Source organism: Lewinella cohaerens DSM 23179 (genome assembly GCF_000379805.1).
Taxonomy (GTDB): Bacteria; Bacteroidota; Bacteroidia; order Chitinophagales; family Saprospiraceae; genus Lewinella; species Lewinella cohaerens.
This window is the reverse complement of the sequence record NZ_KB903549.1, coordinates 25,451-45,248: the sequence shown is the minus strand read 5'-3', so window position 1 is coordinate 45,248 and position 19,798 is coordinate 25,451. Positions and strand designations below refer to the sequence as shown.

The window sequence follows — 19,798 nt, the reverse complement described above, 5'->3', positions numbered from 1 at the left end:
GTTTTAAAAAAGAGTAATACAAAAAAGAGCGTGTTTTACCCGCTAGAGTGACGAAGTTATCAAAAGATCCAAATCGGTAGATTTTATGGAAAAACGTCGTCCGAGATATTCGTTGGTCAAGCAACCCTTGTAAGTATATACGCCGTGGCGCAGACCGTAATCTCCAAAAAGGACTTTTTCAATACTTTGAATGTCGCCGGCTCTTTGAAGGATAGGTGTCAGGATATTACTGGTAGCGATGGATGCCGTTCGGGCGATCCGAGAAGACAAGTTGGGTACACAGTAGTGAATCACCCCGTGCTTTATAAAAGTAGGACGATCCAGCGATGTTACCCGCGAAGTTGCAAAACACCCTCCTTGGTCGATGCTGACATCGATAATGACGGCACCATCTTTCATTTTTTCGACCATTCCTTCGCTTACGACAATAGGAGTGCGCCCGCTTTCGGAGTGCATGGCGCCAATAACGACTTCTGCTGAAATCAACTCACGTTCCAGATAAACAGGATTGAGGGCACTGGTATACAAGGGCCGCCCAACCTGATTTTGAATTCTTTTGAGTTTGTAAATGTTGTCATCAAAAATGCGCACTTCTGCTCCTAGCCCCAATGCCGTTCGGGTAGCATATTCTGCGACAATGCCAGCACCTAGTATAACGACCTTTGCGCTGGGAACACCTGATATACCACCTAGCAAAACGCCCGCCCCTCCGCTGGTGTTGGTCAATAATTCGCCAGCAGTAAGCATCGCACTGATACCTGCCATCTCACTCATAATGCGAACAATGGGGAAGTAGCCGGAATCATCTTTGATATACTCCATCGCCAAGGCAATTACCCGTTTGCTTTTCAGGCGGTAGATGTATTCCGCATTGATGATAGGAAGTTGCAAGGGGGAAATCAATAGCTGGTTAGGCCGCATAAATTCAATCTCGTCGAGCGTAGGAGGGGCTACCTTGATGATGACATCCGCTTTGTAAACAACCTCAGGACTGTAGGCAATTTCTGCGCCGGCCTCGGAGTAATCGTGATCCGAAAATTTAGACTTCTCCCCTGCACCTGTTTCCATAACAACCCGATGGCCATGAGCCACCAAGGTGCTGACAGAGGAAGGAACCAAGGCTACTCGGTTTTCCTGCAAAGTAATTTCTTTGGGAAGCCCAATATATAAATGCCGTTGCCTGGTATTGCGTTGTAAAGTCTCCGATTGGGTCATTAGCTGGCCTTCGGTAAACTCTTTAGGCAGGGGGATTTTTTTCTCCTTGTCACTCATGTTTCAAAAATAGGATTTTCCTAGAGGATAATGGCAAGAGAAGGCTCAACTTATTTTTTCGCAGTAGCAAATCTACGCCAAGATAGCTGGATTTTTGCTTCAGAAAGAAAGCATATTCGACGAATTCAAGAATGTGAAAATATTTACCTACTTGAAGTTAAATAATAGTCTGAAAATAGGTCGATTTTTCGTACTTTTGCAGGAATGAGTACAAAGGAAAATCAAAGAGACAGCAAGGGTCAGCAAATGAATTACGGTGCTGATAATATTACCGCCCTCGAAGGGTTGGAAGCAGTACGTAAAAGACCCGGAATGTACATCGGTAGTACCGATAGCAAAGGCCTTCACCACCTTGTATGGGAGGTCGTAGATAACTCGATCGATGAACACCTTGCCGGGTATTGTAGCCAGATTGATGTTGTCATCGAAGAAGATAATTCAATCACGGTTAAAGATGATGGTCGAGGCATTCCTACTGGTATGCATGCCAAGCTGAAAAAATCAGCCTTGGAGGTGGTAATGACCGTACTGCACGCAGGTGGTAAATTTGATAAGGATACTTATAAAGTTTCCGGCGGTTTGCACGGGGTGGGGGTGAGTTGTGTGAATGCACTCTCCAGTATGCTACGTGCAGAAGTACATCGGGAAGGAAAAATATATGAGCAAGTATACCATCAGGGTAAACCTGCCGAAGATGTAAAAGTGATAGGGGACACTACCGAGCGTGGTACGCGTGTTACCTTCCTGCCTGATCCGGAAATTTTCCGGGAAGAGCGGGTTTATAAATATGAGACTTTAGCCCATCGCTTGCAGGAATTGGCTTACCTGAATTCTGGCCTGACGCTGACCCTTATGGATATGCGGTCTAAGGATGAGAATGGCGAGCACCGAAACGAAACCTTCTACTCAGAGGGTGGATTAAAGGAGTTTGTTCTGTTTCTCGATCAAAGCAAGCAGCCAATCACAGAAAACCCAATCCACGTTACCGGTAAGGAAGATAACGTAGAGGTGGAAGTAGCGATGCAGTATAATACCTCGTACAGTGAGAATATTTATTCCTTTGTGAATAATATCAATACGCGCGAAGGAGGTACTCACGTAAACGGCTTCCGTCGGGCAGTTAACCGGATCTTTGCCAAGTATGGGGAAGAAAATGGGATGTTTAAAAAGCTGAAGTTCAAAATTACCGGAGAAGATTTCCGGGAAGGACTTACGGCTATCGTTTCTGTTAAAGTGCCTGAACCTCAGTTCAAAGGCCAGACCAAAGGCGAGCTGGGCAACAGCGAAGTCACGGGTATTGTGTCACGAGCTGTAGGAAATGCCATCGGCATTTTTCTTGAAGAAAATCCTAACGAAGCCAAACGCATCGTTGATAAAGTTATCCTTGCGGCTACGGCCCGTCATGCGGCCCGTAAAGCCCGTGAAATGGTTCAGCGCAAAAACGTGTTGACAGGTAGTGGCTTGCCTGGTAAGTTGGCCGATTGTTCTTCGCGTTCACCAGAGGCCTCGGAATTATACCTCGTGGAGGGTGACTCGGCCGGTGGTACGGCCAAACAAGGTCGCGATCGTACTTTTCAGGCGATCTTACCCTTACGTGGTAAAATCCTCAATGTAGAGAAAGCACTTGAATACAAGATCTACGAAAACGAGGAGATCAAGAACATGTTTACGGCCCTCGGCGTACGTATTGAAGAAAATAATGAGGGCGAGCGGGTTTTAAATATCGAAAAACTCCGCTACCACAAAGTAATTATCATGTGTGATGCCGACGTTGACGGTAGCCACATTGTAACACTGATTCTTACGTTCTTCTTCCGCTATATGCATCGCCTCATCCAGAATGGCTATATCTATATTGCCAAGCCGCCACTCTATCNGGTACGCAAAGGCAAGCAGTTTCAGTATTGCTGGTCAGAAGAAGAACGCCAAGCGTCTGTTAATCACTATACCGAAGCTGGTGCTTCTGAGAACAGTATCAAAATACAGCGCTATAAGGGACTTGGTGAGATGAACGCGGAGCAACTATGGGAAACCACTATGGATCCTGATACGCGCATCTTGGAGCAGGTTACCATCGAGGATGCACGCGGCGCAGACGAGGTGTTCTCCATGTTAATGGGAGACGAAGTACCCCCTCGTCGTGCCTTCATTGAAGCAAATGCTAAATACGCTAAGATCGACGTCTAAGTATTGCGCAGAAAACAAAATCGCGTTTTATTTTCGTGCTGTTCCTAAGAACGTTTGATTTTTGCATGAAATATTTTCACTGATCCCGAACTTTGCTTTTGCAATGTTCGGGATCAGTTGTTTTACTATACCCGGCACTAAGTGGTTTGGGAATATTGTCGCAACGTCATTTTCTGTTCGGACAAGGACAAGTGAAAATGTCCCAGACTACTTAGCAACGGGTATATTTATCTTTACACGAATCAAAAACAGAAAAATCATGTACAAACTCACCACTCTCCTATTGTCTCTCTGTTTCGTTGCCCTACTAAACAATTGCTCTAGTGACAAATCAAGCAAGGAGGATACTGTAGAGCAAGAAGCACCCCAGACCGAACAAACAACAGAGGCCACCGATCCAGAACCTCCCGCAACATTAAATACGCCTACTGTAGGAGAAAGAGAGGAGACAGAAAGCGACGCTGATCAAGACGAAGAAACGGGTGCTGATGACAAGATTATTGATCACCCCATCCAACCTGGAAAACACAGTTTTACCCTCCAGTGGATCGGTTGGGATAACCCGGGCCAGGTAGAGGTCGAATTTTTATCGGATAACAAATACAGTGTGAAGGGCGAACAAAAAGGCACAGAGAACGACGATTTTGCCTCTATCAATGGTGTCCTAACTTGGGAAGGCAACCAAGTTTTTCAGTTTGATGGAGAGATCATCTCCCGTGTTTCTTATGTCAATGGCGGCGAAACTTGCGTGAAGAAAGGTCCCGTACACTTTAGAGCTACTGGTGCAAGAAAGTATTGGCGTTTGCAGGAAAAAAACAATTGTGAAGGAGGAAATGTCGTAGACTACTTCGATATCTTTTTTTAAAATAAACTCACATACCCAAAATGTACCTTGGGGGCCCCAAAGTCAAAAGGCTGCTGGTCTTGTCTGCCAAAAGCAAGACTAAGGCCAAATAGCCCCGCTCGGGTCTCAAAAGTAATGCCAGCCCCCAGTCCCTGATACCACAAAACGGTATCAATACCTGTTGGGCTGTTGAGGGAGGTGTTGTCAACTCTGGCCCAATCAAAAAAACTGTAGAGGTAGGAGTTTGTCGTAAGAAGAAAACGGTATTCCAGTGTAAGTAAGCCAAAGTTGGTAGCGAAGATGCCCTCTTCGTCAAACCCACGAAGAAGTTGATTGCCACCAATACGAAACTGCTCATTAGCGAGCACGGGTTCTGGTGCCAAAATGCCAGCGCCCGTAAAGGCAGTTTTGATAACGCTCCGCTGCCCAATACTTTGATAACGGGCCAGGTAAGTCTCTAAGCGGTACTGGCCACTGCGCAAAGTGAGGCTATCGTAAAGGTTGTCTAACCCTACGGCTTCAATCTCTGCATTGCGTCGAATGATTTTCTGACCGGCACCAGCAGATAGTTGCCATTCCCAGCCTTTGGTGGGGTTTGTGCGATAGTCTAGTTGATTAAGGTTGAATCGCAGACCAAAGGTGCTCCGGCGCACATCAAGCGTGTCCGGCAAACGATCAAATTGCCGGATTTGAATGCTGTCGATACTCAGCAAGTTGGTTTGGTTTTGTGACCAAAAAGCCTGGACGCTCCGCCCGCCACTTAGTAGGTAGTCAATGCCAAGTTGCCAATTGAGGTTGATAAAATTGGTGTCACGCCGGTATAAGTTCAGTTGGGCATCTACGCCAAAAGGAAGATTGAGTAAATAAGGGTAATTGAAGGCAAGGTCCAATTCTTGGGTTTGTGGCCGTAACTGTTCAAAAGCTATCGCTACGCGTTCTCCCTTACCAAGCGCATTTTGGAGTGCGCCATCCAATTGTGCAGTTACCAATAGGCGTCCGGTCTGTTGGCTTTGCGGAAGTACGCCAACAATAAAATCAAAGCGACTCGCTTTTTTGGGAGCAAGTTTTAAGATTAAGCGAGCCTGATCACCGATGAACTGTACTCGCGGCGCTTCCTGTAGCTGCACAAATGGAAGTTCCTGAATACGTTGTTGAACTTTCTTGATCAAAGCCTCGTTGTAGACCTGCCCAGGAAATAGTCCCAAATGACTGTGTAGGTAAGTTTTACTGATCTGAGCTTCACCAGTAAGGTCTATCTTTTCAAAGAAAATTAAAGGCCCTCTTTGGATCGTTATTTTTGCATCCAACATTCCAGGGGCTTGCCACCTGATACTGTCCAGCATTACTTGTGCGAAAGGAAAGCCATTGTTTGCAGCAATGCCAGCCAGTTGCTCTTGCAATTGCAACCAACGATTAATATCAAGCGGTTTGTCACTGTATAAGCGACTGCGAAAGCCAGCCTTGCTTAGCCAAGATTTTGGGATGTTACTACCTGAAAGTGTCACCCAGCGGTAAAGAGGGCCACGATGCAAAATCGCGGTATACTTGTTTTGTGCTTGGAGTAATGTATCTACCGAAGCTTCTAGGTAACCTTGCTCATGCAGTTCTTTTAGAAAGGTTTTGAGGCTGTTGTTCAACTGAAGGCTATCTGTAAAAGTACTGTCGGGGAAAGATTTAAAGTCCTGTAGTTCTTTGTGATTCGCGTCAGTTGTCAGTAGGTGAAGGGTGGTCACCTGCCCGATACCTGAAGTGGAGCATAAGAAAAGCCAGCCTATTACGAATAACAATCGCATGTGGTGAGAACAGGTGATTTGCGAAGAACTTGTTAGAAGTTTTACCAATGCTAAAACGCCTTAAGCGGTCATTCGTTATGTTTACAGTTCAAAAATAGCTTTTTATGTCGGGTCTCTATCTGCATATTCCTTTTTGCAAGCAAGCTTGCCACTACTGTGATTTTCATTTTTCCACTTCAATGAAGTATAAAGGGGAAATGACACAAGCTATCGTGCAGGAGCTGATTTTACGAAAGGATTACTTAGAAGACAAACACCTGAGTTCCGTCTATTTCGGAGGAGGTACCCCGTCATTGCTTGATGAGGAAGAATTAAATACCCTTTTTGAAACGATAAAAGCATGTTTTGTGTTGGGCGCTGATGCTGAGATTACCCTGGAGGCCAATCCGGATGACATTACAGAAGAGAACCTGGCGCGTTGGCAGGCTTCGCCCATCAATCGACTCAGTATAGGTATTCAATCTTTTGCTGACGAGGATCTTACCTACATGAATCGCGCGCACAATGCCGTCGAGGCTCGCCGTTGTATTGCGATGGCCCAAAGTTTTGGTTTTAAAAACCTGACGGTTGACCTTATTTATGGAACACCTACGATGTCAGATGTTACTTGGGAGAATAACGTGCGGACCCTGATTGATGCAGGGGTGCCGCATTTGTCGTGTTATGCGCTCACGGTAGAACCGAAGACGGCCTTGGCTTATCAAATTAAGACAGGAAAAAGCCGAGAGGTAGAAGAGGAGCAAGCTGCTCGCCAATTTGAAATACTAATGCGCTGGTTAGAAGATGCCGGCTATGAACATTATGAAATCAGCAACTTTGCATTGCCGGGGCACCGGGCAGTTCACAATAGTAATTACTGGTTGGCAAGCCATTATTTAGGCGTTGGCCCCTCTGCTCATAGTTTTAATGGCCATTCCCGGCAGTGGAATATTGCTAATAATGCCAAGTATCTAAAATCGATAGCTGCACTAAAGGAGAATGAAGAAGAAGCTACGGTGGGTTTGTATGAAATAGAAAACCTTAGTCCGGCAGATCAATATAATGAGTATATCCTGACAGGCTTGCGCACAAGCTGGGGGGTAACAACGGATAAAATGGCTGCACCTTTTAAGGCGTATTTTATTGAGGGTATTCACCAATTTGTTGACAAAGGATTGGTTTTTGAAGAAAAAAGTGTTTTTGTTTTAACTAAAGAAGGAAGATTGTTAGCAGATAGAATTGCGAGCGATTTGTTTTTTAGTAACTGACTGTGAGGTGTTTGCGTGTTTGCGTGGCCTTGGTTTTCTGTTGTTTGAATAATTTATTGTTTTAAATTTTTTGTTTATTAAAACAATAAGGTGTATATTTGTATCAGATCAAATAGATGAAAATATGGATCTCGATATATTTGTAAGCAAAAAAGGTACAAAAGTGGTTTTGGCCACAGATCTTTACCAGGCGCTTCAGTTGCCAGCTCAACATTACCCTGTTAATGTGAAACGTTGGCTGAAGGATTATTATGAATTCTCTGATGGTATTCGCAAGCCCTTGAAAATGCAAGAATTTGCAGCAAGGAAAGTGGAGGGGCCCGTGTTGTGGTCTGACTATTACCTTTCTGTAGACTTCGCTAAGCAAATAGTGTTAAGGTCTCGTAGTAAGGTCAAGCAAAAGTATGCTCGCCAGTTGGCTATGCTAACCGAAGGGGTCGATACTGCCGGACTAAGCTCTTCTCAGTTCAAGCATTTGATCGATATTACGAAAGCTATGACCTTGATTTCCTGCCAGGAAGAATGTGAACGACGCCACTTGCGGGTATATCGTGAGCGCAATAAGGGCATGGCTACTAATTGGTGGCAATATCGGGCGGAAGTTTTGGGCTACACCTCAGAAGGGCTTCGTGATAAACTTCGCCGAAGAGGAGCTGCGGAGGTCAATGGTAATCAACGGCAATTACTGGCGCAACTTAATCCATTGGATTTGATTCGTGCTGGAGTTATTGATCTCTTTATGGCTGTTGGAAAGTCTCAGGATTATGCGGTGCGTATGGGCGATTTAGCAAAAGATTTAGCCGAGCGCATGGAGCTACAACTAATTGATGATCACCGTAAGATTGACCTCTTTACGGAAGCAGTGGATCCAGAATTAGTTCACCGGCTTAAAGAGCCACTGGAGAAGCATTTAGTCGCTGCTTAGCTTTTGTGAGGTACTTGATAAAATGAGACATACCATAGTTTTTACGCGTGTACGCGCCCTCGATATGTCTCATTTTTCTCATTTACATTAGCCAATTGTACGGAGAGAAGAGCACTTTCGGTCGTGCCTCTACTGCGTTTGAAACCGCAGAGACGGATCGTTATACTGCTCTTTCTTCTCCTACTTTGGACGTACTATTCTTTTCCGCCTTTCAGTTCTTCTTGATAAGTTTTAAACTCGTCCCAGCGGCCAGCAGCAGCCAGCCTTGCTTGTAGTGGCCAAGTATAAGGGTTGTGCATTCTGTATTGATCACCCGCTTCTTCTAGTATATCCTTCAAGTTTCCGGGTTCTGCAGCAGCTAAAGCGGACCAGTCTTCAATGCCAGCATCTTTGAGTACTTCTTCTATTTTGGGGCCGATACCTTCGATAATTTTAAGATCAGTAGCTTTTTTCCCTTTAGCTGCTTCAGCTGTTGCTGTTGCTGTAGGTGCAGGTGTTTGTAGTTCTTTTTGTAAGAGTAAAGCTGCTTGCCCAACCCAGTCGTCTTTCTCTATTCGCCCAGGGATATAGCCGATTTTTCCAGTAACTTCATCAATCCGTCCTGGTGTCCAGTTGGCGATATCCTCATAAGAGAAAACACCAATACTATTGAGCTTTTTCTCTAAAAAATCACCTATTCCTTCTATGTTAGTAAGCGCATCTTTGTCTCGATCTGAAACAATGATTTTATCGTAAAGAACAGTTTTGTCATTACCCAGTACTAATTCACCATCTTCCGCTTCGACGGCTGTTTCAACAGTGGGCTGCGTTTTCAGCATTGCCAAGTCTGATCTTAGGGCTTGGTTCTCTCCGGATAGGCGGCTTAAAGAGGTTTCGAAAGTATTTAAACGTTCGCGCAATTCTGCTACTTCTTGAGAAGGAACAACAGTCGTTGTTTTGGTGTCAACAAAATTTTGAGGAGTCTCCAATAATTGTGCGTTCTGCGTTTTTAGCTCCGCAATCTGGTTGTTGAGGTCGTCAATGGTGAGGCTGTAGTTGCGATTAGCGGCTTGTATTTCTTCCAATCGTTGATTGAGCATTACAACCTCTTGAAGCTGTTGATCTTTTTGAGTATCAACGCCTCTTACTCGCTCCATTAAGTCTACTTTTTCCCGACTTTCTTCCTGAAGTTCTGCGTTTCGTTGCTTCAGTTGGTCTTGTGCACTGGTAAGGAGTGTTTGGTTAGCTTCCAGTTGTTGTCGGGCTTCGGCTAGCTCTTTCTTGAGTCGACGAACCTTGCCTGAGCGCAACAAATACGCAATAATAAAGCCAATAAGAAAAGCAACAAGCATACACATCCACAAAAACAAACCCTCACGGGAATCAATCTGAGTGAAGTAATTTATAAGTGTTTGATCAGTCATTATAGTTTATTTTCTGCGCAATACTTAGTTGCGGACCTTTTTATTCAATGATGAAGTTAACCCGGCGATTTTCCTGCCGTCCTTCTGGCGTATCGTTCGAGGCGACGTGTTCCGTTTCTCCTTTGGATTCTGTTTCAATGGCGGAGGTGATCCCCAGGTTTTCCAGGTATTCCTTGGCGCTTTCTGCGCGACGCATTCCCAATTTAAGGTTGTATTTTTCAGAGTCTATATTATCGGTATGACCGACAATACGGATAGATTTTTCAGGATGGGCTTCCATATACACTTTAACAGAGTCTGCGTAATTGCGGAACGCCTCACCAGGGTCAAAAATGGCACTATTACTAGGGAAGTTAGCGTCAGAGTAAGTCATGTTCGTGAAACGATACGATGCTGTAGCGTATTCACTAGGGAGGTCGTTTAATGCAAAAGCGAACAGTAGCGGCTCTTGTAGTAAACTGTCGGAAGTAATGGCGTGCTTTAAACTGATTCGGTTCTCGTCAATACCCCTAGAGGCCATCAAATCTCGGATAGCCGCAGCTCGGGCTAGGCCCATGTTTTCGTAGAAACCGGCCATGATGTCCTTTTCTTGTGGGGTAAAACGGCCAGTTATTTCTAGTGATTTTGTTGTATCAGCAGTCAACATTTGAGCAAGGGTGTCAAGGAATTGCTCATTGTTGGTGTTCAGCTCGGGTTGGTCTATTCCTTTAGAAAATGCAAACTGATCGTAACCACTCAATAAAACAGAGTCGTTTTCAGTAAGCTGTAGCGTTTGTAACCTGGGAGCTACTTCTACTTCGACAGGAGCCTCTTCACAAAGGTTCAAAATGTCGCAAATAAAGAACCACCGGGCAAAAATCGCGAAGAGCACGAAGGCTATGAAAAGCAAAAATGCCAGAAACCTCATAAGTTGGGTTTTGATTTGATCAGTGGAAAGATAATAAGAATCCTCAAATATAACTATATACCGATCTTACCGATAAATGTTGGAAGGAATCTTACAGATGCCTTTCAATATTGATTGGACAGAAAATCGCGTCTCAAAGTGAAAGCAGAGCAGGAATACAAGCTCAAAATTGGCTATATTAAAAAGCGCCCTTCCCTTTAAACCATCGTCCTTTTTTACGGTCTAAGCCTCGTTTTTTGAAAACCTCAACTCCTCATTGTCAGTAGGTTTTGCATTGGAACAAGCTTTTTGCCTAACTTTACGTTAAGGCTAATAATTGTTGACCCCCTAATTCCATTCTATTATGTTAACTGTCCCACCTCCTAATTGTGCAACGGGTACTTTGGTGCCCTATGCCGATAACGCGGCGGCTCCCTGGAACCGTGCGCGCGTTCAACACCTTTTTCGTCGTCTGGGTTATGGCGCTACTCAAGGTACAATTGTTACTGCGGAACAACTCACTCCTGGTGCGCTCGTTGATCAATTGATTGATGGAGCCCTCAATACGCCAAATTTGCCAGCGCCTACTTGGTCGAACTGGACAATTGATGACTACGGTGATTTTGGTGCCGAAAGCAATGCTCAAGTCATCGAGTATGCCAATGATTGGATAGGTTCCATGTTGGCAAATGGTGCCAAGGAACGCATTACTCTCTTTTGGCACAATCATTTTGTGACCAGGTTTGAAGATTATTTCTGCCCTTCCTGGATGTATACTTACCACCAGTTATTGCAAACGCACGCGCTGGGTAATTTTCGGGAATTTGTCTACGAAATGGGCAAAACACCAGCCATGCTGGTATTCCTCAATGGGGTACAGAATAACCGTTTCGAGCCGAATGAAAATTATGCGCGTGAATTGTACGAGCTTTTTACACTTGGGCAAGACAATGGCTACACCCAGCAGGATATTGTAGAAACAGCTCGCGCACTCACTGGCTGGAATGGTTTTACTTCTGCATGTGCTCCGATCACTTTTACCGAATTGCTACATGATCCGGATAGTAAAACTATTTTCGGACAAACGGGTAACTGGGGTTACGATGAGCTTCATGATATTCTGTTTACAGAAAGAGCTACCGAAATTTCAGAATACATCTGCGGGAAAATTTACCGCCACTTTGTACACCCGGAAATTGCCGAAGATATTGTGGCTGGGCTAGCAGAAACATTGAGAACGAATGACTGGGAGCTGGAACCCGTTTTTCGGCAGCTATTCAAAAGCGAACATTTTTTTGATGAAAAAATAATGGGTGTCCTAATCAAAAGCCCATTGGAATTTATGATTAATACAGTTATCGAAAGTGACTTTATTATCAATGAAGATATTCGCAATTATATCCTCTATGCAGGGTATCAGCTCAATCAAGGCTTGTTTAACCCCATAGATGTAGCTGGTTGGCCCGGCGATCGTGACTGGGTGAACACCAATACGATTACAGGCCGCTGGCAAACTTCCGACTTTTTCATCTTTACCAATTATCAAGGTGAACCACAACGGTTGGTGACATTGGCGCAAGCGTTAACAACCAGTAATGCAAATGACCCGGCATTGGTTACGCAAGCCATCATTGATTACCTGGTACCAGGGGGACTAACAACTCCTGAAGCTTACGCTGCTGCGACGGATATTTTTAAATGGGAGGTTCCTCAGAATTATTACGACAGTGGGGAATGGAACTTATTTTGGGAAACCGTTCCAGTACAGGTCGGGTTGCTGATGCAACACATTTCTCGCCTACCTGAATTTCAATTATCCTAAAACCTGACCAATCATGTGTAATCACGATAAGCATAACAATAATAAAAAGACAAAGCGCGGTATTGCGCTAGAGCATGGTCAGGCACACCAGCAGGATCATCAGAACTGGAGTCGCCGAACATTTTTACGCCAATTAGGAGTGGCAGGTACCGCTTCTTTCCTTTTGGGGAAAATGCCACTTACGGCCATTACCAGCTCTCCACTTGCGATGGCACTTTCTGGTGCTACCACAGAAGACAGGATACTGGTTTTGATTCGCCTCAAAGGTGGAAACGATGGCCTAAATACCATCATACCACTGTTTGATTATGGTACCTATCAGTCTGGCCGACCAAACATTGCAATCCCCGAAAATGAGGTGATTAACCTTACAGGAGAATTAGGAATGCCCAATTCAATGGGCGCGCTTGAGAATATGTGGCAGGACGGCCAGATGAAAATCGTAAACAATGTAGGCTACGAAGACCATAGTTTGTCGCACTTCCGGTCTACAGACCTGTGGGCTTCCGGCGCGGATGCCAATGAAGTAGCTGACTCTGGATGGTTGGGCCGTCTATTAGAGCAGGAGTATCCCGACTTCTTGAACAATCCACCATTGACACCTCCTGCGATTCAGATGGGGAGCGCGGGTAATCTGGTCTTTAATAACACGGATGGCTTTGATATGTCTTTGAATGTTGCCAATCCTGAACAATTGTATACGATTGCTCAAACAGGGCAGTTGCACGATCCATTGGCTGTACCGGATTGTCATTATGGGGAACAACTTAGCTACTTGCGTTCTGTTGCCAATAACACTTTTCGGTATGCAGAGGTGGTTGCGGATGCTTACGGAGAGGGTAGTAATAGTGTAGAGTATGATAATAACAGCCTGGCAGAGCAACTAGCATTGGTGGCGCGGATGATTCGTGGAGGTCTGGGAACACGTCTGTATATGGTGGTGCATGATGGTTTTGATACCCATGCAAATCAAGGGAATAACCACCCAGGCTTAATGAATCAATTGTCAAGAGCTGTTCAACATTTTCATGAAGACCTCAGTAACGGAGGACATGGCGAACGGGCTTTGTCAATGACGTTCTCAGAATTTGGCCGCCGTATTGAACAAAATGCCTCTGATGGAACCGATCACGGAGCCGCAGCTCCATTGTTAATGTTCGGTGAAGGTCTGAATGGCAATGGGAGCTTGGGCGGATTACCCGACCTGGAAGAGGTTGATAACAATGGAAACCTACAGTATACGACGGATTTCCGTCAAATTTATGCTACGGTATTGGAGCAGTGGCTTTGTATCGATGGCAACCTCGTCGATCAGGTAATGGGCGAAACATACGAGCGGCTGAGCGGCCTTGGCTTGAGCTGTGCCCCCGTAAGTACTTGGTCGCCGCAGGAGTTAAGTAACATAAACCTTGAAGCATATTACCATGCAGGCCAGTTGTTCTTGAGTTATGATCTCGCCACGGCCAGCCCGGTAAACATTACCTTGTACAATATGCTTGGACAACCAATGAAGACTGTTTTTCAAGGTTACCAGATGAGTGGTAATCAACGATTCAGTCTGCCATTGTCAGATATCGGTTGGGCTGCAGGTGTGTATGTTGTTAACTTAAGAGTGGGTAACCAGCAACACTCCAAGCAAATTCGCCTTGTTCGATAAGCTCAATTAATTGTTTATTGAAAACATAGTCATCCCGAATTTTGGCCTTAGCCAAAATCCAGCCTGACGTTAACTTAGAAAGAGTCCGTAAATACCTGAAAAGAGTGATTTATCTGACTTTTTGTAGGAAACCCCACGATTTCTATTAGTGAAATCATGGGGTTTCTTCTTTAACGATAGGTTTTGCGGTTGGTCAGCACGGATTTTGATGACAATCAAAATTCGGGATGACTAATGTTTTTCTGTTTACGCGCAAAATTTCCAAACTGTTCCTTATACAGGAAGAGACATAGAAAAGGCAAGTAAATAGTCAATGCCGAAAGGATTTGAATTGCTTGGCTTCCCTTGGAGCGCAAGAGGTGTCCCGAGTGGCTGTTTTTGCAAAGCAGTGCTCAAGAGAATATCATTGTGCTGAAGATGTTGAGAGATTTTTATTACGCTTACCCGTTCGTTACTATGATAAACGATCGCAGGAATAACCACTTTAGCAGGTAACTGTGTAGCACTAATGCGCCCCTTCAAATAGGAAGGGTTTAAAGAGATTAACGGCCCTATCTGCATGCAATAATAGCGAGCTATTGTCTCTAAGTTGGTAGAGGTAGTTACTGTAATCGTTACTGGAGGAACGGCCTTTTGGGTTACAGATAAGCCAAAAGACTGTGGCTTTCGAGCAATTTGAGCAATCGTGAGTACCCTGGGGATATAGCGTCTGGTTTGCCGAGGTAAATAGCGGCTTATTTCATGATAGAAATAACCACCTGATCTTCGTTGGGCTTTTCTCACATTGCCTGGCCCACAATTGTATGCTGCTAAGGCCAAGAGCCAATCATCAAACTGATGATGAAGCTGTTTTAGGTATTTAGCTGCGGCTACGCTTGCTTTATAAGTATCTAGGCGTTCATCCACCTGCTTATTGATGGTCAAACCAAGGCTGCGGCCTGTTAGGGGCATAATTTGCCATAACCCAGCAGCGCCTGCAGCGGATACTGCACGAGGTTTTAAACGAGACTCCGCCAAGGGAATAAACTTCAGCCAATCAGGGACGCCAGCATCTGCGAGTGCTTTTCCCATTGTTGCTTCATACAAAGGAAGCTTTTTTAGCATCTTAATAGTTTCCTGCTGGCCACTAACGGTGTAGCGGTAGTACGCTTTATCTAAGTAAGGCGCATCTCTCGGAGCTAAGCAATCTTTTAGATAGGTTAAATCAGCAAGACAATCCGATCTCAAAAGGGGGGAGAAAGTAAAGGTGCCAATAAGGCACAGCAGTACTTTTTTGAGTGGGTTTCTCATGGACGTAGGGCATTGTGTACCGATGAAGAGTTGCCTCGCTCCGACTTGTTGGTCAGTGCAGGATAACGCTCAACGGTATGGTTTTCTCATAGGGGAGCACCGAAAAAGACGGTGCTCAAAGCAAAATACAAAAGTGTGTGTGTTGTGTAGTTAGTTGCTAATTGCTTTAATCAAGCAATTTACCATGTGTGTAGAAGCCTCTCAAAACTCTTATTATTAACTGTTTACGGAAAAGGAAGAGGAAGGTTACATCTGACAATAAAAAACGCCCTTTTCTCGCGATAACGAGAAAAGGGCGTTCGGGATCTGTTGACCAAATATTAAGGTTTAGCTACGCGTCTTGGTAGATAAACAGTAAGTGGCTGGTTAACGGTAATTTTGTTATTGATTAAGCCATTCCAGTTGATTAAATCTTGTGGAGTACACTGGAATAAGATTGCCAAAGTTTCCAATTGATCACCTGATACGGTAGTGTATTCACTCTTTTGGTGATTAGCCGGTATTGCTACGGCATTGGTATCAATGTATCTTTCTTTAAAGCTGGCAGCTACTCGGGTAGGAACGGTAATATATTGACCTTTTGCACTGGCAGCAACCAAACCCTGTAAATAAGAAGGGTTGAGTGCAGTTAAAGTGCGGTAGCTAAGCTCTAGCTGTCGGGCCAGGGTTCCTAAATGCAGTGCACGAGTTACTTTGAAAGTACGCGTGTCGAGCATGTCATAGTCAGGCATACGTGGTGTAATGCCGTGAGCTGCATGGTAATTCATGAGGTAGGCAGCAGCAATAAAACGAGGAACATAGTGCTGCGATTCAGAAGGAAGGTACTTACGTACCGCCCAGTAATCAGAGCTGTTTGCTGCCCGCATTGCCTTTCTTACTCGGCCAGGGCCACAGTTGTAAGCTGCTAACACAAGTCCCCAGTCATCAAATTGCTCATACAAAGCAGCGAGCATCCTAACGGCAGCCTCGGTAGCTTTGTGTGGGTCTAGTCGTTCATCAACCTGCCCATTTACGGTTAGGCCATAAATGCGACCAGTACTGGCTACAAACTGCCACAAACCTGCTGCGCCTACTGGTGAGGTGACACTAGGCCGTAAGGAAGATTCAATAATGGGTAAATACTTAAGCGTTTCTGGAAGCTTGTAAAGCCGCAAATAGTGCTCAAAAATGGGGAAGTAGATTTTCGCACGACCCAAGATATATTCTGAATCACGCTGGCCCTCCACCGTGAAACGGCGAATAACAGATTTGATCTGTGGGGTGTTTTGAGCGGCAAAAGGAAGATCCATTTGGTCGATCCGCTCATTCATAAGCTCATCCGAAAGGCGAGTGAAAGCGTAAGGAGACTTTTCAGTAGCTTTGGGATAAGACGTAGTGTTACCTGTTACCACGGCCGCAAATAAGAGGGCCGTGACAAGTATTGTCCACGGGAATTTCATTCTTTTCAGTTTCGTCAAACAAAGTCCGGCCGTAGTTTTGAAATATTAATCACTGGGGATACAGTGATTGGGGATAAATATTTCTAACTGGGGTAAGCCGGTTTTCACTTGGTTTATCCTTTAATAAGATAAAACGTTACTTGTCATCGTAACTTACGCAAGTGATGTTATTACACTGTGTAACAACTTGGGTGCAAAATTATCCCCTTTTTTAACGCATAGCAAGTTTTTAGGTTCGCTATACGCCGAAAGGCGCTAGTTTCTTATATTTCAGGGGGTTGGAGTGCATGAAAAGTGAAATTTTCTCCTTTGTTTCTATCCTTTACAGAGATTCTGTCCATATAAACCTCCGATTGGAAAAGGGGCTACAGAATAAAATAGCGATCTTGAGGCAAAGGCGAGTGCAGGTACGGTTAAGTGTTAAAGTTTTGTTAAGAAAATGATAATTTGCTGATAATCCCCTGTTTTTTGGCTCGGATTAGTAATTAATTTAAAGTGTAGATGGAGATAAAAGTACTGGCATTTGGCATAGCGAGAGACATTCTTGGAGGCCCGGAGTTGAAAATATCTGGCCCGGAAAACCTGACGGTTGGTCGCCTGTTAGAATTGCTCAAAGAGCGTTACCCCGCCTTTGTTGACTTGACGTCCTTGGCAATAGCGGTAAATGCTGAATATGCCAATGAAAACCAGCCTATTTCTGCTGGTGATGAAATCGTAATTATCCCACCTGTAGCTGGAGGGTAGATCTTTTGCGCAATATTTGATGACTATGACGATTGATATACAGCTCCTTACAACGCCACTGGATACAAATGTTTGCCAACAGTGGGTAGAAGCTCCTGATAAGGGAGGCTTGGTGCTCTTTGTTGGTACTGTACGTAATCATACACAGGGCAAAGAAGTGTTACGCCTGGATTTTGAAGCTTACGAACCAATGGCCATAAGTGAAATGCGTAAAATCGCGATGACTATAACTGAAAGGTGGCCAGAAAGCCGTGTCGCTATTCACCATAGAGTAGGCCAATTAGCTATTGGAGATATTGCCGTTATTATAGCAGTGGGAACTGCACATCGTGCTGCTGCCTTTGCCGCTTGCCAATACGCTATTGATACCTTAAAACAAACGGTGCCGATCTGGAAAAAGGAGATTTTTGCAGATGGGGAGGTTTGGGTAGCAGCTCATCCTTAGTTTTATGCTTATTAATATCATTGTTGGCGTATTAGCATTAGCCTCACTGGTGCAATTCTTTTTTTGGGGAATTCGCTTCCGACGATTAGCTAAGTATGAATTGCCCGTATTTCCAGAAGTGCCCCAAGACGAACTTCCCCCGGTTTCTATTATTATATGTGCCCATAACGAAGCTGAAAACCTGCGCCAGAACCTACCGTTTTTCCTGGAACAAGACTATCCTAAATTTGAAATTTTAGTGGTAAATGATAATTCTTCAGATAAAACTGAGGAAGTTGTTTTGGAATTTCAAAAAAAATATTCGATCTTACGCCTGCTTTCGATGAAGAAGGAAACTTCTCCGGGCAAGAAAGCAGCTTTGAGCTACGGCATACAACAATCGAGCTTTGACTTACTTTTCTTATCAGATGCTGACTGTCAACCTATAAGTAAACAGTGGCTGAAGATAACTCAACGATCATTTCAAAAGAACACGAAAATTGTTCTTGGTTATGGTCCCTACCAAAAACGAAGAGGATGGCTTAACCGCTTTATTCGCTTCGAGGCTTTCTACACTGCCATACAATATTTTTCATTTTCATTAGCAGGCCATCCCTATATGGGTGTTGGGCGTAATTTAGCGTACCACCGATCCATATTTTGGCAAGCAAATGGTTTTAGCAAGCATGCTCACCTCATATCAGGAGACGATGATCTTCTGGTAAACCAGGCTGCGCAAGCTGAGAATACAACGATTAATGTTTTTCCAGAGGCGAGAGTTTATTCTCGTCCCCATTCCTCTTGGCGAGGCTACTACATCCAAAAACGACGCCACCTTAGTGTAGGCAGTTATTATCGCTGGCAAGATCAGATCGCACTAGGTGCTTTGGCTTTAAGTCATTTTACCTTTTACGCGGCTACTTTCCTGCTGTTAATACTGCTTCCCGAAGTGTGGTACTATCTGACACTAAATTACATGGTGCGGATGGGAGTAGTCCTCCGAGTATCACTAGGAGCCAGTAAACATCTGGGCGAGCATAACTTGCTGCCCTATCTCCCCTTACTGGATTTCCTATACCTTGGGTATTACTTCTTATTCGTACCGACATTATTAACCGGTAGCCGAATACAACAATGGAAGTAGCAGTTAAAAATCCCAGACTTACGCAAAAAGCACTCAATGACTTTGAACTCGTAGAACGAGCAAAAGCAGGGTGCCAGCAATCGTACACGCAGCTGATGGCGCGTCACGAATCCAGCATTTTTCACTTAATGTTGAGAATGACCAACGACCGTGAAGATGCTTATGATTTAACAATAGAAGCTTTTGGCAAAGCTTTTACCCGCATGGGCTCTTATGTGCCCAATTATGCCTTTAGTACTTGGTTGTACAAGATCGCTGTCAATAATTGCATCGATCATGTTCGCAAGAAAAGACTAACCGTTTTGTCCATCGACGAACGCATGGATGAAGAAAGCCAGCAAGATTATTCCAGCACCCTCCATGCGACAGGACTCAACCCTGAAGAGGCCGTTATTCGGGAGCAAAGGATTGGTTTGATGAGGCAAGTGTTAGGGCGATTGAGTGATAAGTATCGCGTAATGATCGAGTTGCGCTATTTTAAAGAGTTGAGTTATGATGAAATTGCCACTGAACTCAATATTCCATTAGGTACTGTAAAGGCCCAGCTGTTTCGGGCCAAGGAATTACTTTTGGATTTATTGAGCCGCCCCGGAGCTAGCGCTTATTTAGAGGTGCACCGCGGGCATCGTCGGGCAGCAGCAGTTTAGAGCAAAAGAGAGAGGTTACCAATTGGAGTAACTGTTTGAGGATAGTTTACTCCTTCGGCCTTGTTAGTGGTTTT

16 protein-coding genes are annotated in these 19,798 nt (G+C 44.5%); 10 read left to right on the top strand and 6 right to left on the bottom strand.

From position 1 onward, the window contains the following. Positions 1–42 precede the first annotated feature (42 nt). Entirely contained in the window at positions 43–1,272 is a 1,230-nt protein-coding gene (locus tag A3EU_RS0116315) for an alanine dehydrogenase (protein ID WP_020537260.1), read from the bottom strand. Positions 1,273–1,476: 204 nt separating this feature from the next. Between A3EU_RS0116315 and gyrB the strand changes: the two genes are divergently transcribed. Both gyrB and A3EU_RS33945 read left to right on the top strand, forming a co-directional pair. Then, positions 1,477–3,459: a DNA topoisomerase (ATP-hydrolyzing) subunit B gene (gyrB, locus tag A3EU_RS0116305; protein WP_020537258.1), complete on the top strand. Its 1,983-nt coding sequence runs from the start codon at positions 1,477–1,479 to the stop codon at positions 3,457–3,459. 259 nt (positions 3,460–3,718) lie between these two features. Then, positions 3,719–4,324 (top strand): hypothetical protein, encoded by a 606-nt coding sequence (locus A3EU_RS33945; RefSeq protein WP_020537257.1) that lies wholly within the window; start codon positions 3,719–3,721, stop codon positions 4,322–4,324. Here A3EU_RS33945 and A3EU_RS0116295 read toward each other — a convergent pair. After that, positions 4,321–6,096, bottom strand: a complete 1,776-nt coding sequence (locus tag A3EU_RS0116295) for a BamA/TamA family outer membrane protein (protein ID WP_020537256.1) — start codon at positions 6,094–6,096, stop codon at positions 4,321–4,323. The genes A3EU_RS33945 and A3EU_RS0116295 overlap by 4 nt on opposite strands. 104 nt (positions 6,097–6,200) lie before the next feature. Between A3EU_RS0116295 and hemW the strand changes: the two genes are divergently transcribed. Further along, positions 6,201–7,343, top strand: a complete 1,143-nt coding sequence (gene hemW / locus A3EU_RS0116290) for a radical SAM family heme chaperone HemW (protein WP_020537255.1) — start codon at positions 6,201–6,203, stop codon at positions 7,341–7,343. Between the two features lie 124 nt (positions 7,344–7,467). After that, a complete protein-coding gene (locus A3EU_RS0116285) occupies positions 7,468–8,268 on the top strand; it encodes a hypothetical protein (protein ID WP_020537254.1) in 801 nt (266 codons plus the stop codon). Between the two features lie 194 nt (positions 8,269–8,462). On the opposite strand, the gene A3EU_RS32970 is transcribed toward A3EU_RS0116285, so the two are convergent. Beyond that, on the bottom strand, positions 8,463–9,671 hold the full coding sequence (locus A3EU_RS32970) for a helix-hairpin-helix domain-containing protein (RefSeq protein ID WP_020537253.1): 1,209 nt from the start codon (positions 9,669–9,671) through the stop codon (positions 8,463–8,465). A 40-nt stretch (positions 9,672–9,711) separates the two neighbouring features. Then, positions 9,712–10,578 carry an OmpA family protein gene (locus A3EU_RS32965; RefSeq protein WP_020537252.1) on the bottom strand — a complete coding sequence of 289 codons (867 nt, stop codon included), beginning with the start codon at positions 10,576–10,578 and terminating at the stop codon, positions 9,712–9,714. Between the two features lie 343 nt (positions 10,579–10,921). On the opposite strand from A3EU_RS32965, the gene A3EU_RS0116270 reads away from it, so the two are divergent. Continuing rightward, positions 10,922–12,379 (top strand): DUF1800 domain-containing protein, encoded by a 1,458-nt coding sequence (locus A3EU_RS0116270; protein ID WP_020537251.1) that lies wholly within the window; start codon positions 10,922–10,924, stop codon positions 12,377–12,379. A 13-nt stretch (positions 12,380–12,392) separates the two neighbouring features. After that, complete coding sequence (locus A3EU_RS0116265) at positions 12,393–14,036, top strand: DUF1501 domain-containing protein (RefSeq protein WP_020537250.1); 1,644 nt, start codon at positions 12,393–12,395, stop codon at positions 14,034–14,036. A gap of 273 nt (positions 14,037–14,309) precedes the next feature. Here the strand turns inward: A3EU_RS0116265 and A3EU_RS32960 are convergent, their stop codons facing one another. Together A3EU_RS32960 and A3EU_RS34580 are read right to left on the bottom strand one after the other, a co-directional pair. Beyond that, complete coding sequence (locus A3EU_RS32960) at positions 14,310–15,326, bottom strand: lytic transglycosylase domain-containing protein (protein WP_020537249.1); 1,017 nt, start codon at positions 15,324–15,326, stop codon at positions 14,310–14,312. A gap of 320 nt (positions 15,327–15,646) precedes the next feature. Further along, positions 15,647–16,765 carry a lytic transglycosylase domain-containing protein gene (locus tag A3EU_RS34580; protein ID WP_020537248.1) on the bottom strand — a complete coding sequence of 373 codons (1,119 nt, stop codon included), beginning with the start codon at positions 16,763–16,765 and terminating at the stop codon, positions 15,647–15,649. 501 nt (positions 16,766–17,266) lie between these two features. On the opposite strand from A3EU_RS34580, the gene A3EU_RS0116250 reads away from it, so the two are divergent. The 4 genes from A3EU_RS0116250 to A3EU_RS0116235 are packed head-to-tail and all read left to right on the top strand — an operon-like array spanning position 17,267 to position 19,724. Then, positions 17,267–17,509, top strand: a complete 243-nt coding sequence (locus A3EU_RS0116250) for a MoaD/ThiS family protein (RefSeq protein WP_020537247.1) — start codon at positions 17,267–17,269, stop codon at positions 17,507–17,509. A 25-nt stretch (positions 17,510–17,534) separates the two neighbouring features. After that, on the top strand, positions 17,535–17,954 hold the full coding sequence (locus A3EU_RS0116245; RefSeq protein ID WP_020537246.1) for a molybdenum cofactor biosynthesis protein MoaE: 420 nt from the start codon (positions 17,535–17,537) through the stop codon (positions 17,952–17,954). A gap of 4 nt (positions 17,955–17,958) precedes the next feature. Next, the gene (locus A3EU_RS30765) at positions 17,959–19,077 is read left to right on the top strand and encodes a glycosyltransferase (RefSeq protein ID WP_020537245.1); all 1,119 of its coding nucleotides are present in this window, start codon (positions 17,959–17,961) and stop codon (positions 19,075–19,077) included. Then, entirely contained in the window at positions 19,068–19,724 is a 657-nt protein-coding gene (locus A3EU_RS0116235) for an RNA polymerase sigma factor (RefSeq protein WP_020537244.1), read from the top strand. Before A3EU_RS30765 ends, A3EU_RS0116235 begins: the two co-directional genes overlap by 10 nt. The last annotated feature ends 74 nt before the right edge of the window (positions 19,725–19,798 follow it).